Below are 21,779 nucleotides of genomic sequence, written 5' to 3'. Positions count from 1 at the left end.
CCGACCCTCTCCCCGCTTTCGGCGGACCAGAGGTCCGCCTGTCGCGTCAGCGCAAACTTCGTTTGCGCGAGAGCGGGGGGGAGAGGGGGATAACGGCGAATTGCGAATGGCTTCGTAAAACGGGAGGAGAGCGGCGCGATGCTGAAGGTTGAGGGCCTGACGATCCGCTTCCGCAACGCCCCCCATCCGGTGGTGGACGGCGTCGGCTTCTCCATCGGCGGCGGGCAGAGCGTGGCGCTGGTCGGCGAGTCCGGCTCGGGCAAGACGCTGACCTGCCGCAGCATCCTCGGCATCCTGCCGCGCGGGGCGACGGTCGCCGGCGGCTCGATCCTGTTCGGCCATGGTGCGGAGGCGGTCGACCTGCTGCGCCTGTCGGCATCGCGCCTGCGCGACATCCGCGGCAGCCGCATCTCGATGATCTTCCAGGAACCGATGAGCGCGCTGTCGCCGCTGCACACCATCGGCGACCAGACGATGGAGGTGCTGCGGCTGCACGGCAACTGCAACCGGACGAGCGCGCGGGACCGCTGCCTCGCCATGTTCGAGCGGGTGGGCTTCCCCGATCCGGTCCGCGCCTTCCGCTCCTATCCGTTCCAGCTGTCGGGCGGCCTGCGCCAGCGCGCGATGATCGCCATGGCGATGGTCGCCCGCCCGCAGCTGCTGATCGCCGACGAGCCGACCACGGCGCTCGACGTCACGCTCCAGGCCCAGGTTCTGGCGCTCATCAAGGAGCTGCAGAGCGAGACCGGCATGGCGGTGCTGCTGGTCACCCACGATCTGGGCGTCGTCGCCAACATGGCCGACGCCGTGGTGGTGATGCGCGCCGGCCGGGTGATGGAATCGGGATCTTGCGCCGACGTTCTCGGCCGGCCGCTGCACGGCTACACCCGCAAGCTGATGGCCGCCGCCCCCTCCATCCCGGAGACGGCCTGCGCGCAAGGGTCCGGCACCATGCAAGACCCCATCCTGGAGTTCCACGGCGTCGCCAAGACCTACGAGCGCGGCAATGTCCGCATCCGCGCGCTGGACGGCGTCGACCTCTCGGTCGGCCGCGGCGAGACGCTGGCCATCGTCGGCGAGTCAGGATCAGGCAAGACGACGCTGGCGCGGCTGGCCATGCTGGCGGAGCGGCCGGATCCCGGTGGCCGCCTGCTGTTCCGGGCATCCGCCGGCGAACCGCCGCTCGATCTCCTTTCCGCCGCCGGGCCGGAGTTGACCGCCTACCGCCGCCGGGCCCAGATGGTGTTCCAGGACCCCTACGCCTCGCTCAGCCCCCGGATGAGCGTCGGCGAGATCATCGCCGAGCCGCTGGCGATCCACGGCGTCTGCGGCCGCGGCGAGGGCCGCGAGCGGGTGCGGGCGCTGATGGCGCAGGTCGGGCTCGACCCCGCCTGGGCCAACCGCTATCCGCACGCCTTCTCCGGCGGCCAGCGCCAGCGCATCGGCATCGCCCGCGCGCTCGCGCTCGACCCCCAGCTGCTGATCTGCGACGAGCCGACCTCCGCACTCGACGTGTCGGTCCAGGCGCAGGTGCTCGACCTGCTGGAATCGATCAAGCAGCGCTTGGGCCTCAGCCTGATGTTCATCTCGCACGATCTGGCGGTGGTGGCGCGGCTGGCCGACCGCGTCGCGGTGATGCGCGCCGGCCGGGTGATGGAGGAGGCGCCGCCGGCCATCCTGTTCTCCGCCCCGCTGCACCCCTACACCCGCGCGCTGATCGCCGCCTCGCCGGAGCCGGACGTGAGCCGTCCCATCGACATCGCGACGGTGGCCTTGGGCGCCGGCCGCCCCGACCTGTGGCCCGAACCCTTCCGCCCCGCTGCCGACGGCGCGCCGCCCCCGCTGGTGGAAGCGGCCCCCGGCCATTTCGTGAGGCGGGCGGCATGAGGACCGGAGTGCTCCATAGCGACGACGCGCGTGACCTTCACCCTCTCCCCCCCGGGGAGAGGGAAGGGGCCCACCGCTCTGCGGTGGGAAGGGTGAGGGGGACGCGCGGCGGGATGCTCGCGCAAATCCTTCTCCTCCTCCTGACCCTCGCCACCCCCGCCGCCGCCTTCACGCCGCAGGATCCGCCGATGCTGCGCGACCAGGTGCGCTACGGCCTGATCCCGCCCGTCCGCCAGCGCATGCCGGACGAGCCGCTGATCGTCGATGTGGAGGGCAAGGGCCGCGACCTCGGCCTGTCGGGCGGCTGGATCCGCACCTTCATCACCCAGCGGCGCAACAGCCGCATCGCCGTGCTCTACGGCTATGCCCGGCTGGTCGGCTACACCGCCAAGCGGGAGATCGTGCCCGACATCCTGAAGGACGTTCAGGTCGTCGACGGCCGCGACTTCACCCTGACCCTGCGGGCCGGCCACCGCTGGTCGGACGGCGCCCCCTTCACCAGCGACGACATCCGCTACTGGTGGGAGGACATCGCCAACAACCCGATGCTGTCGCCCTCCGGCCCGCCGCGCTTCATGCTGGTGGACGGCAAGCCGCCGCAGGTCAGCTTCCCCGACGCCGTCACCGTCCGCTTCCATTGGGACGAGCCGAACCCCTATTTCCTGCCGACGCTGGCCGCCGCCCGGCCGCCCTTCATCTACCGGCCGGCCCATTACCTGAAGCGCTACCACGCCCGCTACACCAGCGAGGCGGAGCTGGCGCCGCTGCTCGCCAAGTACAAGGTCCGCAACTGGGCGGCGCTCCACAACGCGCTCGACGACATGTTCCGGATGGAGAACCCGGACCAGCCGACGCTCCAGCCCTGGATGGCGGTCTCCAAGGGCACCGGCAACCACCTGCTGTTCCAGCGCAACCCCTACTACCACCGCTTCGACCGGCGCGGCGTGCAGCTTCCCTATGCCGACGGGCTGGACGTGTCGGTGATGGGCGGCGGGCTGATCCCGGCCCAGGTCGCCACCGGCAAAGCCGACCTCCAGGCCGAAGGGCTGACCTTCTCGCAGGTGCCGGTGCTGGTGTCGGGGGAGCGGGACGGCAACTACCGCACCCTGCTGTGGCCGGAGGGCAAGGCGGCGGAAATCGCCCTCTACCCCAACCTGAACTACAACGACCCGGTCTGGCGCACCCTGCTGCGCGACGTGCGCTTCCGCCGCGCCCTGTCGATGGCGATCGACCGCCGCATCGTCAACCGCTCGCTCTTCTTCGGGCTGGCCGAGGAGAGCGGAGTCGACGTGCTGCCGGGCAGCCCGCTGTTCAAGCCGGAACGCAAGGGGGTGTGGACCGGCTACGACCCCAAGCAGGCGGCGGCCCTGCTGGACGAGATCGGGCTGACGCGCAGGCGCGGCGAGCTGTACCGCGAGCTGCCGGACGGCCGCCCGCTGGAGGTGATCGTCGAGACCTCGGGCGAGAAGCCGGAAATCTCCGACGCGATGCAGATCATCGCGGAGACCTGGCGCGACATCGGCGTGCGGCTGCTGATGCGCACGGTCGACCGCGACGTGCTGCGCAACCGGGTCTATGCCGGCCAGACGATGATGGCGGTGTGGGGCGGCTGGGACAACGGCATCCCCGACCCCGACAGCAGTCCGGAGGAGCTGGCGCCGATGACCCAGGAGAATTTCAGCTGGCCGAAATGGGGGCAGTATTACCAGACCTCCGGCAGCGCCGGCGAACCCATCGACATGCCGATCCCGCAGGAGCTGATGGACATCGCCCGGCGCTGGCGCCACACCACCGACGAGACCGAGCGCCGCGCCCTGTGGTCGGCCCTGCTCGACATCCACGCCGACCAGATCTACGCCATCGGCGTGGTATCGAAGACGCCGCAGCCCATCGCGGTATCGAACCGCCTGCGCAACATCCCCGACAAGGGGCTGTGGCTGTGGGATCCCGGCGCCTATCTCGGCGTCTACCGCCCCGACGAGTTCTATTTCACCGACGCCCGCCCGGCCGATCCCGAGCCGGTCGGCATCCACCGCGGGGAGGACTGACGGCCATGCTGCGCTTCATCCTGCACCGGCTGCTGGTGATGGTGCCGACGCTGTTCGTGGTGTCGATGCTGATCTTCATCGTCATCAACCTGCCGCCCGGCGATTACCTGTCCAACCAGATCGCCGAGCTGCGCGCCACCGGCCAGGAGGCCGGGCTGGCGAAGGCGGAGTTCCTGCGCCACGAATATGCGCTCGACCGCCCGCTGGCCGAACAGTACCTGATCTGGATCGGCGTCTGGCCGGGGCCGAACGGCTTCCACGGCCTGCTCCAGGGCGATCTCGGCTGGTCCTTCGAGTTCAACAAGCCGGTGGCGGCGGTGGTGGGCGAAACCCTGTGGTTCACCGTCATCCTCAACCTCGCCGCCGTGCTGTTCGTCTATCTGGTGTCCTTCCCGCTGGGGGCGCTGGCGGCGATCCGCGCCAACAGCTGGGTCGATTACCTCGCTGCCGCCGTTGGCTATATCGGGCTGGCAACGCCAAACTTCCTCCTGGCGCTGATCCTGCTCTATTACGGCCAGAAATGGCTGGGCCTGCCCATCGGCGGGTTGGTCGACGCGAAATACGAGGACCAGCCGCTCAGCTGGGCCAAGGCCGGCTCGGTGCTGGAACACCTGATCATCCCGACCATCGTCATCGGCCTGTCCGGCACCGCCGCCATGGTGCGCCGCCTGCGCGCCAATCTGCTGGACGAGCTGGGCAAGCCCTATGTCGTCACCGCCAAGGCCAAGGGCGTGCCGCCGCTGCGCCGGCTGACCCGCTATCCGCTGCGCATGGCGCTGAACCCCTTCGTCTCCGACATCGGCTCGCTCCTGCCCTCGCTGGTGTCGGGCTCGGTGCTGATCTCGGTCGTGCTCAGCCTGCCCACCATCGGCCCGGCCCTGCTGGAAGCGCTGCGGGCGCAGGACATCTTCCTGTCCGGCTTCATCCTGATGTTCATCTCGCTCTTGGTGCTGGTCGGCATGCTGGTCTCCGACATCGCACTCGCCCTGCTCGACCCCCGCATCCGCCTGGGCAAGGCGAGAAAGGCCCAATCATGAAGGATTTGGGCATGAAAGACGGGGGCATGACGGACTCGGGCGTGACTGGCGGCGGCGGCGGCACGGGCGGCAGTTGGGAGCATTACGTCGACAGCCGGCCCTATCCCGATCCGGCCGCGGCGGACGCGCCGGCCACCCGCTTCGACGCCAACGCCTCCACCGGCCGGCTGATGCTGCGCCGTTTCCTGCGCCACCGGCTGGCGGTGCTGGGGGCGCTGTTCCTGGGCCTGTCCTATCTCAGTCTGCCCTTCGTCGATTTCCTGGCGCCCTACAGCGCCAACGAACGCGACGTGGAGCATCTCTACGCCCCGCCCCAGGGCGTCCACCTGTTCCACGAGGGGCAGTTCATCGGCCCCTTCGTCTATCCGACCACCGGGCGGCCCGACCTGAAGGACTATCGCTGGCGCTACGAGACCGACACCAGCCGGCCGATGCCGCTGCAATTCCTCTGCCCCGGCGCGCCCTACCGCTTCCTCGGTCTGGTCGAATCGCGGCTCCGGCTGGTCTGCCCGCCGCCGGGGGCCTCTCTGCATCTGCTGGGCACCGACCGGCTTGGCCGCGACATGCTCTCGCGCCTCGCCATCGGGGCGCAGCTGTCGCTGACCGTCGGGCTGCTCGGCATCGCGGTGTCCTTCGCCATCGGCATCACGCTGGGCGGCATGGCCGGCTATTTCGGCGGCTGGATCGACGCCGGGGTGCAGCGCCTGTCGGAAATCCTGAAATCCCTGCCGGAGCTGCCGCTGTGGCTGGCGCTGTCCGCCGCGGTGCCGGCGCAATGGTCTCCGGTGACGGTGTTCCTCTGCATCTCCGTCATCCTCGGCCTGCTCGACTGGCCGTCGCTGGCCCGCGCCGTGCGCTCGCGCTTCCTGGCCTTGCGCGAGGAGGATTTCGTCATGGCCGCCGAACTGATGGGCGCCAGCCCGGCGCGCATCATCCGCCGCCACCTGCTGCCCAACTTCGCCAGCCACCTGCTGGCCAGCGCCACCCTGTCGATCCCGGCGATGATCCTCGGCGAAACGGCGCTGTCCTTCCTGGGGCTGGGGCTGCGCCCGCCGGCGACCAGTTGGGGGGTGATGCTGAACGACGCCCAGAACCTTATGGCCGTGGAAACCTATCCCTGGGTGTCATTGCCGATGCTGCCGGTGATTCTGGTAGTCTTGTCCTTCAACTTCTTCGGCGACGGCCTGCGCGACGCCCTGGATCCCTATCATGGCGACTGACCCGTCATCGCCGCCGGACGCCGGCTGGCGGCCCGTCCGGCGCTCATATATATCACAGCGCATAGAGGCGTTGCCCTTACCCGGTCGGAAGTCATATTGATGCGCGGCAAAATCCATGTGAGGGGTTCTCTCCAGGCTGGAGCCTTGCCGCCGGTGCCTGGACGACCCCGCAACCACCGGCGCCGAACCGGTTCCAAAGACAAGCACAGCGATCTGTTCCGCGACGGATTGTCGGTTCCGAAGCATTGCTGAAGCGGAGTGTCCGAGCATGCACCAGCCACAGCCGCCCCTTCGGCCCCTCCATCCCGACCGGACGCCGCCGCGCATCCTGCTCTACAGCCATGACACCTTCGGGCTCGGCCATCTGCGGCGGTCGCGGACGATTGCCCAGGCCCTGGTGTCGGCCTTTCCCGACGCCTCCGCGCTGATCCTCACCGGCTCGCCGGTCGCCGGCCGCTTCGACTTCCCGGAGCGGGTCGACCATGTGCGCCTGCCCGGCGTGGTGAAGCAGCCCGACGGCGGCTACACCGCCCGCAACCTCGGCCTGCCGATCGAGGAGACCACCGCGATCCGGGCGGAGATCATCCGCGCCACCGCCCGCGCCTTCCGCCCGACTCTGGCCATCGTCGACAAGGAGCCGACCGGCCTGCACGGCGAATTCCTGCCGGCGCTCGACGAGATGCGGGCCAGCGGCAACACCCGCGTCGTGCTCGGCCTGCGCGACGTGCTGGACGCGCCCGAGGCTCTCCAGCCGGAGTGGGAGCGCAAGGAGGCGGTCGCCGCCATCGAACGCTATTACGACCAGCTCTGGATCTACGGCCTGCCGGAGGTCTACCGCCCGCTCGACGGTCTCGACCTGCCGGCGGAGATCGCGGCGCGGCTGCGCTACACCGGCTATCTGAAGCGCGAGCCGACGGAGGGCGGCGGCGCCGTCCAGGCGGCGGACAGCCCGATGACCGGCCCCTATGTGCTGGTGACGCCGGGCGGCGGCGGCGACGGGGCGGCCCTGGTCGACTGGACCATCGCCGCCTACGAGAGCGATCCGGACCTCTCCCCGCGCGCCCTGATCGTCTACGGCCCCTTCCTGGAGGATGCACGCCGCCAGGAGTTCGCCACCCGCATCCGCCAGCTGAAGGGCAGGGTGGAGACCATCAACTTCCATTCCCGCATGGAGGATCTCTATGCCGGCGCGGTCGGCGTGGTGGCGATGGGCGGCTACAACACCTTCTGCGAGATCCTGTCCTTCGACAAGCCGTCGGTGCTGGCCCCGCGCACCCGCCCCCGGCTGGAACAGCGCATCCGCGCCGAGGCGGCGGAGGCGCTGGGGCTGCTGCGCACGCTGGACAGCGACCGCGACGGCGCCGACCCGCGGGCGATGGCCGACGCCATCCGCGCCCTGCCGGGCCAGCCGCCACCCTCGGCCAGCCCGCTGCCCGGCCTGCTCGGCGGGCTGGAGCGCATCGTCGACCTGACGCGCGAGGTGCTGGCGGCGGACTCGGTGGTCTGCCGCACCACCCCCGTCACCCCGATCCGCCGGGCGGCGGAACGGCTGTCCCGCGCCATGGCAGGCAAGCGCGCATGACCGACGCCGGAACGGGCGGCGGCATGTCGTCCGATGCCATGGGGACTGGCAAGCCGCTGAAGATCGCCGTGGTGGTGAAGGGCTATCCCCGCCTGTCGGAGACCTTCATCGCGCAGGAGCTTCTGGCCCTCCAAGAGCGCGGCATCGATCTGGCGATCTGGTCGCTGCGCCACCCGACCGACAGCCGCCGACACGCCCTGCACGAGCGCATCACCGCCCCGGTCCATTACCTGCCGGAATATCTGCGCGATGAGCCGGCCCGCGTGCTGCGCGCACTCGGCCGCCTGATCCTGCGCCATCCCGCCGGCCTGCTGCGCACCGCGGCCGGATGGCTGCGCGACCTCGCGCGCGACCGCACCGCCAACCGCGGACGCCGCTTCGGGCAGGCGCTGGTGCTGGCGGCGGAGCTGCCGGCCGACGTGCCCTTCCTCTACACCCATTTCCTGCACACCCCGGCGTCGGTCGGGCGCTATGCCGCGTCGATCCGCGGCATCGGCTGGGGCTTTTCCGCCCATGCCAAGGACATCTGGACCACGCCGGAGTGGGAGAAGCGCGAGAAGCTGGCCGATGCCCGCTTCGGCGCCACCTGCACCGCCGTGGGTGCGGCCCATCTGCGCGCTCTCGCCGCCGACCCTGGCCGCATCGACCTCGTCTATCACGGCCTCGACCTCTCGCGCTTCCCCGCCCCGCCGGACCGCGGCGACGCCGCTCAGCGCGACGGCTCCACGCCAGAGCGCGCGGTGGAGATCCTGTCGGTCGGCCGGCTGGTGGAGAAGAAGGGCTACGACCGGCTGCTCGACGCGCTGGCGACGCTGCCGGACGGGCTGCATTGGCGGCTGGTCCATATCGGCTCCGGCGACCTCAAGCAGGCCCTGCGCGCCCAGGCCGAGCGGCTCGGCCTGACCGACCGCATCGAATGGCGCGGCGCCCAGGATCAGGCGACGGTGATCCAGGCGCTCCGCCATGCCGACCTGTTCGTGCTGACCAGCGTGGTGGCCGGCGACGGCGACCGCGACGGCCTGCCCAATGTGCTGATGGAGGCGGCGAGCCAGCGCCTCGCCATCCTCTCCACCGCCGTGTCGGCCATCCCGGAATTCATCGCCGACGGCACCCACGGCCTGCTGACCGACGGCACCCCGCCCGCCATCGCCGCCGCACTGGAACGGCTCGCCGCCGACCCGGCGCTGCGGCTACGGCTGGCCGACGCCGCCTATGGCCGGCTCTGCGCCGAGTTCGGCATGACCGCCGGCATCGACCGCCTCGTCCGCCGGCTGGAGGAGGCCGCGGCGTGACCGCCCCCCTCCCGCGCATCGCCTTCCCCCGGATCGCCGTCCCCCGGATCGCCTTCTATGCCCCGCTGAAGCCGGTCGACCACCCCATCCCCTCCGGCGACCGCCAGATGGCGCGGCTGATCCTGCGGGCGCTGGAAACCATCGGGCCGGTGGAGGTGGCGAGCGGGCTGCGCGTCTATGACGGCGCCGGCGACCCCGCCATTCAGGCCCGCCTGACCGCCGCCGCCGCCGCCGAGTGCGACCGGCTGCTGTCGCTCTACGCCACCGAGCCGGAACGGCGCCCGGCGCTGTGGCTCAGCTACCATGTCTATTACAAGGCCCCCGACCTGATCGGCCCGGCGGTCGCCCGCCGCCTCGGCATCCCCTATGTCGTGGTGGAGGCGACCCGCGCCCGCAAGCGCCTGACCGGCCCCTGGTCCGCCTTCGCCGCCGCCGCCGAGGCCGCCATCGAGGCCGCCGCCCTCGTCCTCTGCGTCAGCGCCCGCGACCGTCAGGCGGTGGAGGCCTACGGCCCGCCCGGCCAGCGGGTGGCGATGCTGCCCCCCTTCCTCGACCTGCCGCCGGCCCCGGAAGTCCGAGAGCCGACCGCGCCGCCCCGCCTGCTCACCGTCGCCATGATGCGGCCGGGCGACAAGCTGGCCTCCTACCGCCTGCTTGCCGAGGCTCTCCAGCTCCTGTTGGCCCAGCCCTGGACGCTCGACATCGTCGGCGACGGCCCGGCGGCGGCAGAGGTGGCGGCACTCTTCGCCCCCTTCGGCCCACGGGTGACGCTGCACGGCGCCTGCCCGCCGGACAGCCTCGCCAACCATTACCGCACCGCCGACCTGCTGGTCTGGCCCGGCCTGAACGAGGCGTTCGGCATGGTCTATCTGGAGGCTCAAGCGCACGGCGTGCCGGTGCTCGCCATCGACAATGCCGGCACCGGCACCGTCATCCGCGACGACGTCGGCGGCCGGCTGACCGGCCCGGCCCCGGAGGAGTTCGCCGCCGCGCTCGCCGCCCTGCTGGCCGATCCGCCGGCCCTGCGCGCGCTTGGCCGCAGCGCCCGCGCCCATGTCGAGGCCCACCACGCCCTGACCGCGGCAGCCGACCGCCTGCGCGGCCTGCTCAGCGGACTGATGTCATGATCCGCCTCGCTTTCCTGCGCCACGGCGTCACCGCCTGGAACCGCGAGGGCCGCATCCAGGGCCGCACCGACATTCCGCTGGCCCCGGACAGCCGCGAACAGCTCGCCGCCCTGACCCTTCCGCCGGACTGGTACTCCGCCACCCTGCACGCCAGCCCGCTCTCCCGCGCCGTGGAGACCGCCACCATCCTCGGCAAGGGCCGCCCCGTCCACAGCGACCCGCGCCTGATCGAAATGGACTGGGGCGCCTGGGAGGGCTTGCATGGCCGCGACCTGCGCGCCGACCCCGCCAGCGGCTACCGCGACCTCGACCAGTGGGGCTGGGACTTCCGTCCCCCCAACGGCGAAAGCCCCGCCGATGTGCGGGAGCGGTTGACGGGGTGGCTGGAAGATCTGCTCTCTCTCCCAACCCGGGACCAATCCCCTCTCCCCCCCGGGGAGAGGGTTAGGGTGAGGGGGACGCACGGCGAGGATCTTTTCGGCTGCGCCGAACCCCCTCATCCCGACCTTCTCCCCAGGGGAGAGAAGAAGACACCTCCCTCCCACCTCGTCGTCACCCACATCGGCGTGATGCGCGTCGCGCTGGCGCTTGCCTGGGGCTGGGACTTCCGCGGCCCGCCGCCGGTGCCGGTCAAGCGCAACCGCCTCTACGCGATGACGCTGGCCGCCGACGGCACGCTCCGCCCGGCCGGTCCAAAAGAGGGGGAGCGCCTGTCATGAGGCTGCTGATCGCCGTCACCCATCTGCTCGGCACCGGCCATCTCAGCCGCGCGCTGGCGCTGGCCGAGGCATTCACCGCCCGCGGCTGGCGCGTCGATGTCGCCAGCGGCGGCCGTCCCGCCCCCCATCTCGAAACCGGCAACGCCACCCTGCACCAGCTGCCGCCGCTGGCGAGCGACGGCGCCGACTTCGCCATCCTGCTGGGCGCCGACGGCTCCCCCGCCGACGCCGGCCTGTTCGCCGCGCGGCAAGCGATGCTGACCGGCCTGCTCGACAGCCTCCGCCCCGATGTCCTCATCACCGAACTCTTCCCCTTCGGCCGCCGCGCGCTGGCCGCAGAGTTCGACGCCCTGCTGGAGCGCGCCCGCTCCCTGCCGCACCCGCCGCTGACGCTGGCCTCGGTCCGCGACATCCTGGCCCCGCCCTCCAAGCCCAAGCGGGTGGCCGAGACCGAAGCCCGCCTGCTGCGACTCTATGACGGCGTGCTGGTCCATTCCGACCCCGCTTTGATCCCGCTGGAGGACAGCTGGCCGCTGACGCGGGCGATGATGCCGCTGCTGCGCTACACCGGCTTCGTCGTGCCGCCGCCGCCCGTCCCCGACGACGGCACGGACGGCACCGCCGAGATCCTGGTCACCGCCGGCGGCGGCCCGGTCGGCCGCCCGGTCTTCGAGGCCGCCGCCCAATGCGCCGCCTCCGGCGCCCTGCCGCAGCGCTGGCGCCTCCTGGTGGCGAAGGGCGACGCGGCGCTGGCCGACCGGCTGCGCGCCCTGGCCCCGCCCGACCGCCTGCTGGTGGAGCCGGTGCGCCCCGACTTCCGCGCTCTGCTGGGCCGGGCGTCGGCCAGCGTCGGCCGCTGCGGCTACAACACGGCGCTCGACTGCCTGACGGCCGGCGTGCCCAGCGTCTTCTGCCCCTTCGAGGACGGCAAGGAGGTCGAACAGACCATCCGCGCCGCCATCCTGGCCCGCCAGCCCGGCATCGCCACCCTGCGCGAGGCCGATCTGACGCCCGACAGCCTCGCCCGAGCGTTGCAGTCGGTGCTGGGCGCCCGCATCCCGCCGCTCAACCCCGCTTCGTTGGCCGGTTCCGCGCGCAGCGTCGAGATCGTCGAGGCAATGCTGGCGGAGAAGACACCATGACGAACTGGACCGCCGTAACCGAAGAACTCGCCCGCTGGACCGATCTGGACCGCCGCTGCCCGCTCTGGCTGCGCGACGACGACGCGGTCGCCGCCAGCCGGCAGCTCGACGAATTGCTCACCCGCTGCGCCAATGCCGGCATCCCCCTCGGCCTTGCCGTCATCCCGGCCGATGCCGAGCCGTCGCTCGCCGAAGCCTTGGCCGACCATGCCCACGTCACCCCGCTGGTCCATGGCTGGTCCCACACCGACCACGCCGCCCCCGGCCGGAAGAAGTGCGAGTTCGGCCCCGAACGCCCGCCCGAGACCCGACAGGCCGAGGCCGAACGCGGCCTGTCCACCCTGCGCGGCCTGTTCGGCGACCGCGTCCTGCCGCTGTTCGTCCCGCCCTGGAACCGCATGGCCCCCGACATGCCGTCCTGCCTGTCGGCCTCCGGCTACCGCGCCGTCTCCGCCTTCGGCCCGTCCCCTGCTCCTCGTGACGGCATTGCCTGGATCAACACCCACCTCGACCTGATCGACTGGCGCGGCAGCCGCTCCGCCGTGCCGCTGGACGGGCTGCTCGACCTGCTGTGCCGCGAACTGCGCGACCGCCGCGAGGGCCGGCGCATTCCCGCCGAGCCCATCGGCCTGCTGACCCACCACCGCGTCCACGACGCGGCGATCTGGGATCTGCTGGACCGCCTGCTCGACCGGCTGGCCGACCATCCCGCGGTGGAATGGCTGGCCATCGCCAGCTTGGGCATCGCCAGCTTGGGGCGCCCCGCCCCGAAAACGGATTGAACCGATGAGTTCCGCCTTGGTTTTGGACACGCCGACACTCGATACAGACCGCTTCACCTTGCGAAAGCTGGTCCGGGAGGACACCGCAGCCCTCTTCCCGACCTTTTCCGACGAGGCGCAGTGCCGCTTCATGTCGCAGCCCCATTTCACGACGATGGACAGCCTGGCCGACTGGCTGACGGATCCGACATGGCCCGGCCGGAGCTGGGCGGCAATCGACAAATCCGACGGGTCCCTGGCCGGCCGTTACGTCGCCTATCCGGGACGGGACCAAGGGGTCCTCGAACTCGGCTACATCACGGCGGCGCACCGTCAAGGACAGGGCGTCGCCGCCGAATGCGTCGCAGCACTCGTCGACCATCTGTTCCGGAACGAGGGATATCGCAAGCTGTTCGCCGAAATCGACGCGGAGAACACGGCGTCCGTCGCGCTGATCGAAAAGCTGGGCTTCCGGCGGGAAGGTTGGCTGCGCGAGCATGAAACAACCCACAAGGGCGTGTGCGACATGCTCGTCTACGGCCTCCTCCGTCGCGAATGGCTCTCCGGCAGGACCGCCTGACCGAAAAAAAAGCCGGCCCGCGTCAGTGACGACGCGGGCCGGCCCCATAAACACAGTAGAAAAGCTGTCCCTTACGCCGCGTGGTCGGTGATGAAGCCGGTGGCGGTGCCCAGGTTGGCGTTGTCGTGGGTCAGGTGCAGCAGGAAGTTCTCCGTGCCGTCGTTGGTGTTGGTGCCGTTGATGTGGACGGACACCGTCTTGGTGGTCTCGCCCGGCTGGAAGGTCAGGCTGCCATGGGCGGCGGTGTAGTCGGTGCCGGCCTTGGCGGTGCCGTCCTCGGTCGCATACTCGATGGTGGTGGCGGTGGTGACCGCCTTGGCCAGCTGCACGGTGAACACCGCCTCGTCGCTGCCGGCGACGGTGCCGGAGTTGCCCGAGTTGGCGGCCAGACCGGCCTTGATGATGTTCATCTTGGTCGGATCGACGGTCTTGTAGTCGTTCTCCAGCAGGCCGCCGACGTCGCCCGATTCCGGGGTCCAGGCCCAGTAGGTCCAGTTCATGCCCTGCTGGCCGGCCGCCAGGTCGCTCTTGCCGTCCAGGTTCCAGTCGCCGTTCATGTACTTGATCAGCGTGCTGGCCCAGGTCTGCTCGGCGGCGCTGGTCATCTGGCCGCCGAACTCGCCGACCAGGATCGGGGCGATGTTGTTCTTGTAGATGTAGCCCCACATGCTGTCGTACTGGGCCGGCAGGTTGTCCGGATAGCTCGGGTCCGACAGCCAGCTGAACTGCCCGACGCTCTGGCCGTAGGCGTGCGGCGAATAGACCAGCTTGTTGGGGGTGTCGAACTCGATGGGATGGGTCTTCACGCCGGCCAGCGTGCTGCTCCACTCCGTGCCCTCGACCAGCAGCAGCCAGTCCTTGTTGACGGTCTGGATCGAGTTGCCGATGCGCTCGGCCGCCGCGGCCCAGTCGGTGGCTTGGTTGCCGTCACCCCAGGTGGCCGACACGCTCGGCTCGTTGTGCAGGTCGGCGCCGATCACCGCCTTGTTGCCGGCGTAATGCTCGGCCAGCATCTTCCAGTTTTCGATGACCTTCGATTCGGGGTTGTTGTCGGTGTACCACAGCCCGTGCTCGTTGGTGCCGGCGCCGCCGTCGTTGCGGTGGTGGTCGAGGATCACCTTGATGCCGCTCTTGCCGGCATAATCGATGACCTTGTCATAGACCTCCAGCCGGGTCAGGCCCTTCAGGTCCGGGTTCTTGGAATAGTCGATGCCGTTGGTGACCGCGGTGCTGTCGAACATGTCGTCGGCCCAGGTCAGGCGGATGACGTTGAAGCCCAGGTCCTTCATGCTGTCGATGTGGTGCTGGTAGCTGTCCGCCCACAGGCCCGACGGCACGTAGTTGTAGCCCTCGCCGCCGAACCAGTTGACGCCGGTCAGGCGGACGTTGTTGCCGCTCTCGTCGACGATCTGGTTGCCGTTGGTGTGCAGGAAGCCGTTGATCGAGCTGCTGCTCTGCACCATGCCCGGATCGGCCACCGTGACGTTGCCGACCTTCAGCGACAGCGAGGCGTCACCGCCCGCCGAACCGCCGGTGGAGCCGCCCGTCGCGCCGCCGGTGGCGGTGCCGCCCTTGCCGGCGTCGGTGGAGCCCCCCGTCGAACCGCCCGCCGAGCCGGTGGAGGCGGCGAAATGGCTGGCATCCAGCTTGGCGGTCAGCGTGGCGTCCCAATAGAGGTCGCTGGTGGCGCCCAGGTCGGCGCCGTCGATGGTGCGGTGGACCGACATGGCGGCGTCGGTGGCCGCCACGGTCTTGCCGTCGACGCTGACGCTGTGGACGAACAGGTTGCGGTCGGTGCCGTCGATGACGGCGTCGTTGTCGTACTTCACCTCGACCGAATGGGCGGTGCCCTGGGCCAGATCGGCGGTGAACTTGTAATCCTTGGCTTCCGAGCTGGTGGCCGTGCCTTCGCCGATCTGCTTGCCGTCGACCAGCACGGTGAAGTGCGCGCCGATGCCGCCCGCCTCGCTGCCGGCGGCGTTCACGGTGATGACGTTCTGCGCGGTGCCGGCGGCCGGAGCGGCAGGGGCGGCGGGAGCGGCGGTCTGGGCGCCGCCATAGTAGTTGGCGGGGGTGCTGAAGGTCAGCGCGCCGTCCCACCACATGGCTTCCTGGCCGGCCTGCGTCGGCGCCGGGGCGGCATCGTCATAGCGTTCGTAGATGGCGTCGGTCGGCTTCAGCGTGTGGCCGTTGACCTCGATCGACTGGAGGTAGAGGTCGCGATTGGCGCTGTTCGCGGTGTCGTTGTCGTAAACGACCTGAATCTTATGCGCCGTGTTGGCTGCAAGGTCGGCGGTGAAGCTGTATGCCTTCGACGAGGCGTCGGCCGCATTGGCCGAACCGACCTCCTGACCATCCACCAGCAGCTTGAAATGCGCCGCGACGCCATCCTGGGACTGGCCGTAGGCGTTGACGACAATCTTGCTCGGCGAGGTGGTCGTGCTCATGACTTCGATCCTATTTCCGTTGCGTTGAAGCCATGCTGGGGCTTCAATGGTTAACGAAACCTTTCCAAATCCGGTTAACTTTTCTCGAACCTTGTGGCAAATTTGGCCCAGATCGTCACAAGCCCGGTCAAGGCCCCCGCAACAGGCCGGTGAACTATATCCCATCATGGTCACAGGATTTGCGATCCTGTACACAGTCTTCTTTTGAAAGAGCCAATATCCACTTTGAATCACATCATATTGGAAAGTTGATCTCGAAAGACATAGACGGATTCACTCGGGAACACAACCACACTCACGCATCATTCTTTCAAAAATTCCGCGGGATGATGCCAGATGTAAGCCGGATATACTGATCAATCCGGGGACTGGATTGATAGAAACCTAGCACGCAGAATTACAGCCACCGGGGTAAGACGAATTCGCATCAGACCTTTTTCACCCGCAAAAAAGTTAATGCTCGTGAGGCCACAACGGCCTGCGGGCAAAGCGTTAAGAGATTTTTTATAAGCTTATATTCCTTTTGGACAGCAACGACCGGTCAGCCGCATGCCGGCCGCGAGTGCGGACCGGCTCAGGGGACGCCGTCCGGAATAGCCGGGATGAGGGCGGCAGCCTGACGGCCCCGAGCGCATCCGCTCCTGGACAGTTCCTCCTTCACCGTCGCCCTATCCGCCTCGCTGCGGTTCTGGCTCATCTTCCGCTTGGCGTCGATCCGGGCGATGGGCAGCCGCACACCGACGATGCCGCGCAGCTGCGCCCGGACGAAGTCGGGCGGGGCATCGCCGACGCCCCAGGGCTGCGGGCGCGAGGACTCGTGACGGTCGGTCAGCCGCGTGACGACATCGAGCAGCCGGTCGGCATCCTCGAAGAACTCGACCGGGCCATAGGCGTGGACCGCGACGTAATTCCAGGTCGGAACGACCTTGCCGTCCCGGCTCTTGCCCTCGTACCAGGACGGGGTGACATAGGCGTCCGGCCCCATGAAGATCGCCAGGGCCTCCGCCACCGGCGTCTCCCTCCATTGAGAATTCGCTTTCGCCACATGCCCGTAGAGCGTGCCCATCCCGCCCTCGTCGGCAGCGAGGAACAGGGGCAGGGGAGTACACAGCAGCCCGCCGGCCGTGGTCGTCACCAGATTGGCGAGCCCGACGGCCCGCATCGTCTCATGGATGAAGGGCAGATCGGTTTCGCGGAACGCGGCTGGGATATACATGCAGGCCTCTTGGTCAAGCTGGAGTTCGGGATGGAGTTTCCGTAAAAACTGGCCCACACTGAACAGCCAGTTCTGATCTTTTTGACCGGTCCAGTCGATGCCCACGCTTCCGCAGCCGGATGGGGTCAGGACCATCGCGTCCCGAATCGTCGACGCGATCAGGGCCCAGATCGCCAACGCCGTTTATCCGCCCGGCTCGCGCCTGCCGTCGTCGCGCGCTCTCGCCGCCGACCTCGGCGTGTCCCGCGCGACGGTTACGGCCGCCTATGAACAACTCGCCGCCGAGGGCTATCTGGAGGTGAGGCAGGGCGCAAGGCCACAGGTGCCGAAGGGCCTGAAACTGGATGGCCTGAAACTGGATGGCCTGAGCCCGAATGACCTGAAACCCGACGGGCTGAAAACGGAACGGCCGGTGCCACCGGACACCGGCGCGCCACCACCCCGGCTTTCGGAGTTCGGGCGCCGGCTGGCCGGCCTTCCCATGCAGCATCTCCCCGGCCCCGATGCGCCCGTCATCGACTTCCGCTATGGCGAACTCGCCGCGTCGGACTTCCCGACCCTCACCTGGAAGCGGGCCGTCGACGCCGCCATCCTGTGCCGTCCATCCCGCCTGCGCTATGGCGATCCGTCCGGCTCGCCCGAACTCCGCTCGGCCCTGCAAGCCTATCTTTGGCGGGCCCGGGGGCTGCGCTGCGATCCCGACCAGATCATCGTGGTGAACGGATCGCAGCAGGGTCTCGACCTGAGCGTGCGGCTTCTGCTCGATCCCGGAGAGCCGGCGATCATCGAGAATCCGTGCTATGCGGCGGCCCGGGACATCCTCACCGCCACCGGCGCGCGGCTGATCCCGCAGATGGTGGATCGGGAAGGCATGCGCACGGAGCGGCTGCCGCCCGCCCGTCTGGCCTATGTGACGCCGTCGCACCAGTTCCCGCTCGGCAGCGTCATGACCATCAGCCGCCGCCAGGATCTGCTGGCCTGGGCGCGGGCCTGCGGGGCCACTGTCATCGAGGACGACTATGACGGCGAATATCGTTTCGACGTCGCCCCCATCCCCACCCTGCAAACCCTGGATAGGGCCAGAAGCGTCATCTATCTTGGCACGGTGTCGAAGACGCTCTCGCCGGCCTTGCGGCTCGGCTATCTCGTGGTTCCGCGGCCGTTGATCCAGTCCTTCCGCGCGGCGAAGCGGCTGGCGGACCGCCACACGCCGGCCCTGGAGCAGAGCGCCCTGACGGAACTGCTCGCCAGCGGCGCCTATGAACGGCACGTCCGGCGGGTGCGGCGGCGCAACGGCGAACGGCGCGCCGCTCTGCTGGCAGCCTTGCGGACAAGGTTCGGCGATGGGGTCAGGGTCGACGGGGCCGAGGCCGGGCTGCATGTCGTCGCCTGGCTCACCCGCTTTCCGCTGGAGCGGGAGGCCATGATCGTGTCGGCGGCACGGGCGGCGGGTGTGGGCGTCTACCCCATCACCCCGCTCTACGACCCGTCAGCCCTTTCCGGCCGACCGGATTCCGACCGTCCGGACCATCCCGGTCTGGTGATCGGCTATGCCGGCCTGGATGGCCGTGAGATCGCCCAGGGTATCGAAAGGCTGGGCGCCGCCCTCGAAATCTTGGCCTGAACCCTGGTCGAACGGTCTCCACACTCCCACAACTCCGGCCGATGAGGGCGCGCCGGTCAGCGCGCCTCGACCATGCCGATGAACTGCGCCAGTTCCGGCGTCGACGGCCGGTCGAACAGCTTGGCCGGCGGTCCCTGTTCGGCGATGCGGCCGCCATGCATGAAGACCAGCCGGTCGCAGACCTCGCGGGCGAAGCGCATCTCGTGCGTCACCAGGATCAGCGTCATGCCCTCCTCGGCCAGCTTGCGCACCACCCCCAGCACCTCGGCGACCAGCTCGGGGTCGAGCGCCGAGGTGATCTCGTCGCACAGCAGAACCTTTGGCGCCATCGCCAGCGACCGCGCGATGGCGACGCGCTGCTGCTGGCCGCCCGACAACTGCGACGGATAGGCGTCGAACTTGTGGCCCAGCCCGACCTTGGCCAGCGCCGATTCCGCGGCGGCGCGGGTGGCGGCCTTGTCCTGCTTCTTCACCACCTTCAGCGCCAGCATCACATTCTCGCCGGCGGTCAGATGGGGGAACAGGTTGAACTGCTGGAACACCATGCCGACCTTCTGGCGCAGGGCGCGCAGGTCGATCTGGCCGGGATCGACGCATTCGCCGTCCACCTCGATGACGCCGCCGTCGATGCGCTCCAGCCCGTTGATGCTGCGCAGAAGCGTGCTCTTGCCCGATCCGCTGCGGCCGATCATGGCGACGACCTGTCCCTCCTCGACCGCCATGTCGACGCCCTTCAGCACCTCCACCGGGCCGAAGGATTTGCGGATGGCCGACAGCTTCACCAGGGGCCGGACGGTGGCGGACGTGTTAACGGGCGACATTGAGCTTCCTTTCCAGCGCCTTGGCCGACAGCGACAGCGGGTAGCACAGGGCGAAATAGATCAGCCCGACCAGCCCATAGACCAGGAAGGGCTGGAAGGTGGCGTTGGTGATCATGGTCCCGGCCTTCGTCACCTCGACGAAGCCGATGATGGAGGTCACCGCCGTGCCCTTCACCACCTGCACCGAGAAACCGACGGTCGGCGGCACGGCGATGCGCAGGGCCTGCGGCAGGATGACGTGGCGCATCTGCTCAGGGAATGTCATGGCGAGGCTGGCCGAGGCCTCCCACTGACCCTTCGGCACCGCCTCGACGCAGCCGCGCCAGATCTCGGCGAGATAGGCGGCGGTGAACAAAGTCAGCGCGACGGCGGCCGAGGTCCAGGCCGAGGTCTCGATGCCGATCAGCGGCAGGGCGAAGAAGACGATGAACAGCTGCATCAGCAGCGGCGTGCCCTGGAACACCTCGATGAACAGCTTTGCCGCGATGCGCAGCGGCGGCACCGGCGACACGCGGGCGACCAGCAGCAGCAGGCCCGCCACACCGCCGGAGACGAAGGCGATCAGCGACAGCAGCACCGTCCAGCGTGCCGCCAGCAGCAGGTTGGACAGGATGTCCCACAGGGTGAAGTTAAGCACGCGACACCCCCTTGGCGAACATCCGCTGCCCCATCAGGCTGAAGATCCAGCGCAACCCCACCGCCAGCGCCAGATACAGCGCGGTCGCCAGGAAATAGACCTCGAAGGGCCGGAAATTGCGGGACTGGATGAAGTTGGCGGCGAAGCTCAGCTCCTCCGCTGCGATCTGCGAGCAGACCGACGAGCCCAGCATGACGATGACGATCTGGCTGGTCAGCGCCGGCCAGATCTTCGCCATCGCCGGCCCCAGCACGACGTAACGGAAGATCTGCGGCCCGGTCATGCCCAGGCTGGCCCCGGCCTCGATCTGGCCCTTCGGCGTCGCCTCGATGCCGGCGCGGATGATCTCGGTCGAATAGGCGCCGAGATTGATCACCATCGCCAGCACCGCCGCCTGCCATTCCGCCAGCCGGATGCCCAGCGACGGCAGCCCGAAGAAGATGAAGAACAGCTGGACCAGGAAGGGCGTGTTGCGGATCAGCTCGACATAGGCGCCGACGACGACCGCCAGCGGCTTGACGCTGGAGGTCCGTGCCGCCGCCCCGCCGATGCCGAGCGCCACCCCCAGCACCGTGCTGACCGCGGTCAGCGCCACGGTGGTCGCCACCCCGTCCACCAGCACGGGCGTGTAGTCCAGCAGGGACGAGAAATCGAAACTGTAGGCCATGATACGGTCCCGTGCCGGTGGAAGGGTCAGGCGATCACAGATCCTTCGGCAGCGGCGCGTGCAGCCACTTCTTGGCGATGTCGTTCAGCGAGCCGTCGTCCTTCGCCTTGGCGATGATGGCGTTGACCTTCTCCAGGAGCGGCCCCTCGTTCTTGTTCAGCCCGACGAAGCAGGGGGAGTTCTTGACCAGGAACTTCAGGATCGGCTGGCGCGGCGGGTTGCGCTCGAAGATGGCGGCGGCGACCACGTTGCCGGTGGCGACCAGTTGCACCTGACCCGACAGGAAGGCGGAGATGGTGCCGTTGTTGTCCTCATAGCGGCGGACGGTGACCTTGTCCGACACGATCTTCGACAGCTCGATGTCCTCGACCGAGCCGCGGGTGACGCCGACGGTCTTGCCGTCCAGATCCTCGACCTTCTCGGCCTTGATGTCGTCGGGACCGAAGACGCCGTTGTAGAAGGGGGCGTAGGCGGTGGAGAAGTCGATGACCTTCTCGCGCTCGGCATTCTTGCCCAGGCTGGAGATCACCAGATCGACCTTGCCGGTGGTCAAATAGGGGATGCGGTTGGTGCTGGTCACCGGCACCAGCTCCACCTTGGCGCCCATCTCCTTGGCGATCAGGGTGGCGGCGTCGATGTCGTAGCCGACCGGCTTCAGGTCGGTGCCGACCGAGCCGAAGGGCGGGAAGTCCTGCGGAACGGCGACGCGCAGCACCTTCTCCTTGGCGATGCGCTCAAGCGCGTCGGCTTTTGCATGGGTCGGGGCAAGACCGCCGGCCAGAACCGCCGTGGCAAGGCCGAGAGCACCCAGAATCTTCGCGAACCGCATGGCACCTGATCTCCGAACCGAAAGACGATGACCCTCCTTTTCAAACCATGTGCCACTTTCGTCCTACGAATTCGGGTGTGCCGCAAAGGCGCGGGAATGTTACGCTTATCCCGCCAACGCAAGGAGCCGTTACAAATGTAACA

At 69.1% G+C, this 21,779-nt stretch carries 18 protein-coding genes; 12 read left to right on the top strand and 6 right to left on the bottom strand.

Annotated elements, in window-relative coordinates; translation table 11 throughout:
• Positions 1-138 precede the first annotated feature (138 nt).
• The 11 genes from TSH64_RS25545 to TSH64_RS25495 all read left to right on the top strand — a co-directional run bounded on the left by TSH64_RS25545 (position 139) and on the right by TSH64_RS25495 (position 13,395).
• Entirely contained in the window at positions 139-1,887 is a 1,749-nt protein-coding gene (locus tag TSH64_RS25545) for an ABC transporter ATP-binding protein (RefSeq protein WP_109449336.1), read from the top strand.
• Between the two features lie 113 nt (positions 1,888-2,000).
• On the top strand, positions 2,001-3,935 hold the full coding sequence (locus tag TSH64_RS25540) for an ABC transporter substrate-binding protein (protein ID WP_109449334.1): 1,935 nt from the start codon (positions 2,001-2,003) through the stop codon (positions 3,933-3,935).
• Between the two features lie 5 nt (positions 3,936-3,940).
• Positions 3,941-4,972 (top strand): ABC transporter permease, encoded by a 1,032-nt coding sequence (locus TSH64_RS25535; protein ID WP_109449332.1) that lies wholly within the window; start codon positions 3,941-3,943, stop codon positions 4,970-4,972.
• 11 nt (positions 4,973-4,983) lie between these two features.
• Positions 4,984-6,192: an ABC transporter permease gene (locus TSH64_RS25530; protein WP_247873147.1), complete on the top strand. Its 1,209-nt coding sequence runs from the start codon at positions 4,984-4,986 to the stop codon at positions 6,190-6,192.
• A gap of 268 nt (positions 6,193-6,460) precedes the next feature.
• Entirely contained in the window at positions 6,461-7,774 is a 1,314-nt protein-coding gene (locus TSH64_RS25525; protein WP_109449330.1) for a hypothetical protein, read from the top strand.
• The gene (locus TSH64_RS25520; protein ID WP_247873146.1) at positions 7,771-9,066 is read left to right on the top strand and encodes a glycosyltransferase family 4 protein; all 1,296 of its coding nucleotides are present in this window, start codon (positions 7,771-7,773) and stop codon (positions 9,064-9,066) included. Before TSH64_RS25525 ends, TSH64_RS25520 begins: the two co-directional genes overlap by 4 nt.
• Positions 9,063-10,193 carry a glycosyltransferase family 4 protein gene (locus TSH64_RS25515; protein ID WP_247873145.1) on the top strand — a complete coding sequence of 377 codons (1,131 nt, stop codon included), beginning with the start codon at positions 9,063-9,065 and terminating at the stop codon, positions 10,191-10,193. The genes TSH64_RS25520 and TSH64_RS25515 overlap by 4 nt, the downstream gene beginning before the upstream one ends.
• Entirely contained in the window at positions 10,190-10,912 is a 723-nt protein-coding gene (locus TSH64_RS25510) for a histidine phosphatase family protein (protein WP_109449328.1), read from the top strand. Before TSH64_RS25515 ends, TSH64_RS25510 begins: the two co-directional genes overlap by 4 nt.
• Positions 10,909-12,054 carry a glycosyltransferase gene (locus TSH64_RS25505; RefSeq protein ID WP_109449326.1) on the top strand — a complete coding sequence of 382 codons (1,146 nt, stop codon included), beginning with the start codon at positions 10,909-10,911 and terminating at the stop codon, positions 12,052-12,054. Before TSH64_RS25510 ends, TSH64_RS25505 begins: the two co-directional genes overlap by 4 nt.
• Positions 12,051-12,836 (top strand): polysaccharide deacetylase family protein, encoded by a 786-nt coding sequence (locus tag TSH64_RS25500; RefSeq protein WP_109449324.1) that lies wholly within the window; start codon positions 12,051-12,053, stop codon positions 12,834-12,836. Before TSH64_RS25505 ends, TSH64_RS25500 begins: the two co-directional genes overlap by 4 nt.
• A gap of 22 nt (positions 12,837-12,858) precedes the next feature.
• Entirely contained in the window at positions 12,859-13,395 is a 537-nt protein-coding gene (locus TSH64_RS25495) for a GNAT family protein (RefSeq protein ID WP_199237663.1), read from the top strand.
• Positions 13,396-13,466: 71 nt separating this feature from the next.
• On the opposite strand, the gene TSH64_RS25490 is transcribed toward TSH64_RS25495, so the two are convergent.
• A complete protein-coding gene (locus tag TSH64_RS25490) occupies positions 13,467-15,842 on the bottom strand; it encodes a carbohydrate-binding domain-containing protein (RefSeq protein ID WP_109449320.1) in 2,376 nt (791 codons plus the stop codon).
• 574 nt (positions 15,843-16,416) lie between these two features.
• A complete protein-coding gene (locus TSH64_RS25485) occupies positions 16,417-17,058 on the bottom strand; it encodes an FMN-binding negative transcriptional regulator (RefSeq protein ID WP_109449318.1) in 642 nt (213 codons plus the stop codon).
• 97 nt (positions 17,059-17,155) lie between these two features.
• Between TSH64_RS25485 and TSH64_RS25480 the strand changes: the two genes are divergently transcribed.
• On the top strand, positions 17,156-18,682 hold the full coding sequence (locus tag TSH64_RS25480) for a PLP-dependent aminotransferase family protein (RefSeq protein WP_109449316.1): 1,527 nt from the start codon (positions 17,156-17,158) through the stop codon (positions 18,680-18,682).
• Positions 18,683-18,738: 56 nt separating this feature from the next.
• Here TSH64_RS25480 and TSH64_RS25475 read toward each other — a convergent pair whose 3' ends face one another.
• The 4 genes from TSH64_RS25475 to TSH64_RS25460 are packed head-to-tail and all read right to left on the bottom strand — an operon-like array spanning position 18,739 to position 21,636.
• Entirely contained in the window at positions 18,739-19,503 is a 765-nt protein-coding gene (locus TSH64_RS25475; protein WP_109449314.1) for an amino acid ABC transporter ATP-binding protein, read from the bottom strand.
• On the bottom strand, positions 19,490-20,140 hold the full coding sequence (locus tag TSH64_RS25470; protein ID WP_109449312.1) for an amino acid ABC transporter permease: 651 nt from the start codon (positions 20,138-20,140) through the stop codon (positions 19,490-19,492). The genes TSH64_RS25475 and TSH64_RS25470 overlap by 14 nt, the downstream gene beginning before the upstream one ends.
• Positions 20,133-20,807, bottom strand: a complete 675-nt coding sequence (locus tag TSH64_RS25465) for an amino acid ABC transporter permease (protein ID WP_098735605.1) — start codon at positions 20,805-20,807, stop codon at positions 20,133-20,135. The genes TSH64_RS25470 and TSH64_RS25465 overlap by 8 nt, the downstream gene beginning before the upstream one ends.
• A 34-nt stretch (positions 20,808-20,841) precedes the next feature.
• A complete protein-coding gene (locus TSH64_RS25460) occupies positions 20,842-21,636 on the bottom strand; it encodes a transporter substrate-binding domain-containing protein (protein ID WP_109449310.1) in 795 nt (264 codons plus the stop codon).
• Positions 21,637-21,779: the final 143 nt, after the last annotated feature.

The sequence above is a fragment of the Azospirillum sp. TSH64 genome (assembly GCF_003116035.1).
Classification (GTDB): Bacteria; Pseudomonadota; Alphaproteobacteria; order Azospirillales; family Azospirillaceae; genus Azospirillum.
This window is presented reverse-complemented; position numbering and strand designations above follow the sequence as displayed.